This is a genomic window from Luteibacter sp. P4_E6, from assembly GCF_056401535.1.
Genome location: NZ_JBFUJE010000486.1, coordinates 1 through 2941, shown reverse-complemented (window position 1 = coordinate 2941; position 2941 = coordinate 1). Strand labels below are relative to the sequence as shown.

The window sequence follows — 2941 nt, the reverse complement described above, 5'->3', positions numbered from 1 at the left end:
AGCGTAACCAGGACATCGTTGTAGCCCGACGACGTAGTCACGCCAGTCACGGCAAAACCGAGGTTTTCGCCAGCCTTTGCCGGAATGATCATGCGTTTCGATTGATCGGAAACGCTCGTCATCAAGTGCACCGAGGCGTTGGAACCTGTCAAAACCGGCGCCGTCTCCACCTGCATCGACAAACTCAACGGGGCACTAGAAGAAACGAGTAGGAGAAACGTGCCTGGCTGCTTCACATAGGGAAGATGCACCGAGGGTCCCGACGCGCTCGCCGCGCCCGACATGACCAACGAGTTATGAGAGTCGTAGACCGAGTAGGACAGCGAGGACCCGGCGGGAGCGATCGTGCTCAATTGAAGGCTTAGCGCCGAGCCGCCTACCGTGTCAAAGAGGACGGCCGAATACTTCGAAGGCGCCGCGACAGCTACGTTAATTGGCGCGCCGTCGACGATCATGCGCTGCGTGGACGACACATCTGCCGGAGCAATTCCGGGAGGAGCGACCAAAATATCGTTCGCGCTGACTGCTCGGCCGAACGGTGTCGTCACCGATACCTTGCCGCTGCCTACCCCTGGCGCTATTGAAAACGCTGCATGGCTGTCGTCAAGCGAAGACGTGCTCGCCACATAGCTATTTAGCCGGACCGATGTTTGATCCGGCACGGGATTGAGGTAAGTACCCGTAAGCGAGATTGTCGAGCCCGCAGATGCGACAAGCGGATAGACCTGTGTGATAACAGGTGGATGACCGGTGCCGTCCACAGTGAAAGGAATCGCCGACTCCGCCGACGCGCCACTAGCGACGACGGTGACTTTGCCGGTCACAGCACCCGCGGGAACGCTTGTTACGATCTGCGTTGACGAAGACGAGACTACCGTTGCGGCAACACCCGCAAATCGAACCACATTGCCGGAGGCGAGCGCCGCGAAATTCGCGCCCGTCAAGGTGACGGCCTGCCCAACATCGCCATGTGTCGGCGAGAACCCAAATACAACCAAGTCGCCGGCGCCGACACCATCAATTGACACGATATTTCCTACCGAATCATAGGTATATCGTGATGCCGCTCCATCATCGCGTACGGCTGCGACAAGGCGGCCGTTGTCGTCGTACACATAGCGCATGCCGGCCTGTGCGGACACCGCCGGAAGCAGCCAGCAAAGAGCAATAAGCAGCCACCTCAACGCCGCATTCGCGTTACAAGCTTGGCGCCTGGCGGCCACGGTTGAGCGACCACTACATGAGTGGTCGCTATCGACGCGAATCTTCATACGCTTCCCTGTCCCCTGTGAAGGCACGGACACGAAATCCATGCTATTCATATCGCGCCGCACCGCCGAGAAGCTTCCCGGCCTATGGCGATGCAAGGATACGCGAACAAACCAGGGGATCTTTCGTGATGTACGTCACAGGAATGGACGAAGGGAATCGGTCGAGATGAGTCCGTGGCGACACGCCCTCTTACTTACGCTCGCTTATCTGTTGCCGGCAACAGTCGAAGCGTCTACCTCGTTTTCCTGTCACGTCTCGGCGAAGGTTATCTCTGACACCGCCAGGCTCGGAGAGAGCCTTTTCTTCGACCCCTCTCTCAGTGCAGATGGACGAACCAGCTGCGCAAGTTGTCACGTTCCGACGCGCGCGTTTGGCGGGATAGCGGCGGTTTCTCCTGGAGCGCTCGGTCGCGTAGGCACGCGCAATGCCCCGTCACTCCTGGCTATTCACAGAACGCAGCCGCTCTTCTGGGACGGTCGTCGCGACCAGCTAAGCGAGGCGGTATTGGACCCCTTCCTGAATCCCGCAGAGATGGGGCTATCGAGCACCGATGCCCTAATGGTACGGGTGCACGCGAGCGCATCGCTGAAAAATGCGGCTCTTTCCGAGGAAGACGTCGCTGATGCTCTCGCAGCATATCTTAGCGATCTGGCGATTCCGCCTACACACTTTGAGCGGATGACACGGGAGCAAAAGGCAGACCCGTTGATCATGAAGGCCCGCTACGGCCGTGACCTTTTCGATGGCAAAGCAGGGTGTGCTACATGCCACAAATCGAGTGGATCCGTACCTCTCTACACGGACTACTCCTTTCACGCGAGCGGCACAGGGCTTCGCGGTGTTGAAGACAAGCTTCCGGCATTGCTCAGCCAGGTCGCGTCTACGTCCGCCGCTCCCCGCGCCACGGCCCCCATGGTCGCCACGGACCCGGATATTGCGGCGTTGGGCCGTTTCGTCACTACTCGAAAAGGGGATGACGTTGGGCGATTTCGCACCCCCTCACTCCGATACGTCGCAGACACTGCCCCATATATGCATGACGGCAGCATTCCGACGCTCGAAGCAGCCGTTGACCAAGAGGTATATTGGAGAGGACTAGCGAGCGGCGCCCCGATCGCCATAACAGTTAGCGAACGGGACGCCTTAGTCGCTTTCTTACACACTCTTGGTGTCGAAAAGACGAACTGCGGCGTACAAGCCTCGATCAGCTCACCGTGACGGACTTGATCCGAATATCTGCCCCCGAGGCTTCCGCCTGTTTACGTAGCTCTTCGTCGCGGTGACCGCCGCCAACAACGACGATCGTCAAGCCCGTCGCACGTCCTGCCGTCACTCCCTTGAGGGCCTGAATAATAACTTCAGCCGTCTTATCAGGGTCGGGACCGCCGATACCAATGGTCCTACCTGGCACGGTGCTTTGCTCGATTAGGGTGGCTATAGCTTCCGACTCGTTCTTGCGCTTGCTCTCCGCATCGGCGTCGCCATCCGAAGGGACAAAAAATGTGTAGGGTCGCGAGCTCACTTTCGGCGCATCCGACGCCAACCCTTGGCGAATAACTTGACCCCAAGCGTTGCCGTCGTGCTTATCGGATGGGGCGACCAAGACCGCGTCCTTACTTGCCCCACCCTCTCGATTGCAGCCCACGCCCATGACTGCGATGGCCAGAAT

3 protein-coding genes are annotated in these 2941 nt (G+C 59.0%); 1 reads left to right on the top strand and 2 read right to left on the bottom strand.

The genetic code is table 11. From position 1 onward, the window contains the following. Window positions 1-1271: IPT/TIG domain-containing protein (locus AC1DT2_RS19625; RefSeq protein WP_477298148.1), on the bottom strand; the 1271-nt coding region annotated here is incomplete at its 3' end. A gap of 40 nt (window positions 1272-1311) precedes the next feature. Between AC1DT2_RS19625 and AC1DT2_RS19620 the strand changes: the two genes are divergently transcribed. Continuing rightward, window positions 1312-2490, top strand: a complete 1179-nt coding sequence (locus tag AC1DT2_RS19620) for a cytochrome-c peroxidase (RefSeq protein ID WP_477298147.1) — start codon at window positions 1312-1314, stop codon at window positions 2488-2490. Here AC1DT2_RS19620 and AC1DT2_RS19615 read toward each other — a convergent pair. Then, on the bottom strand, window positions 2477-2941 hold a 465-nt coding region (locus AC1DT2_RS19615), incomplete at its 5' end, for a hypothetical protein (RefSeq protein WP_477298145.1). The two genes, AC1DT2_RS19620 and AC1DT2_RS19615, sit on opposite strands and share 14 nt — an antisense overlap.

What these genes read in the sequence shown, in the direction of transcription:
- AC1DT2_RS19620 (WP_477298147.1), top strand. Translation starts at nt 1,312, where the DNA reads ATGCTATTCATATCGCGCCGCACCGCCGAGAAGCTTCCCGGCCTATGG.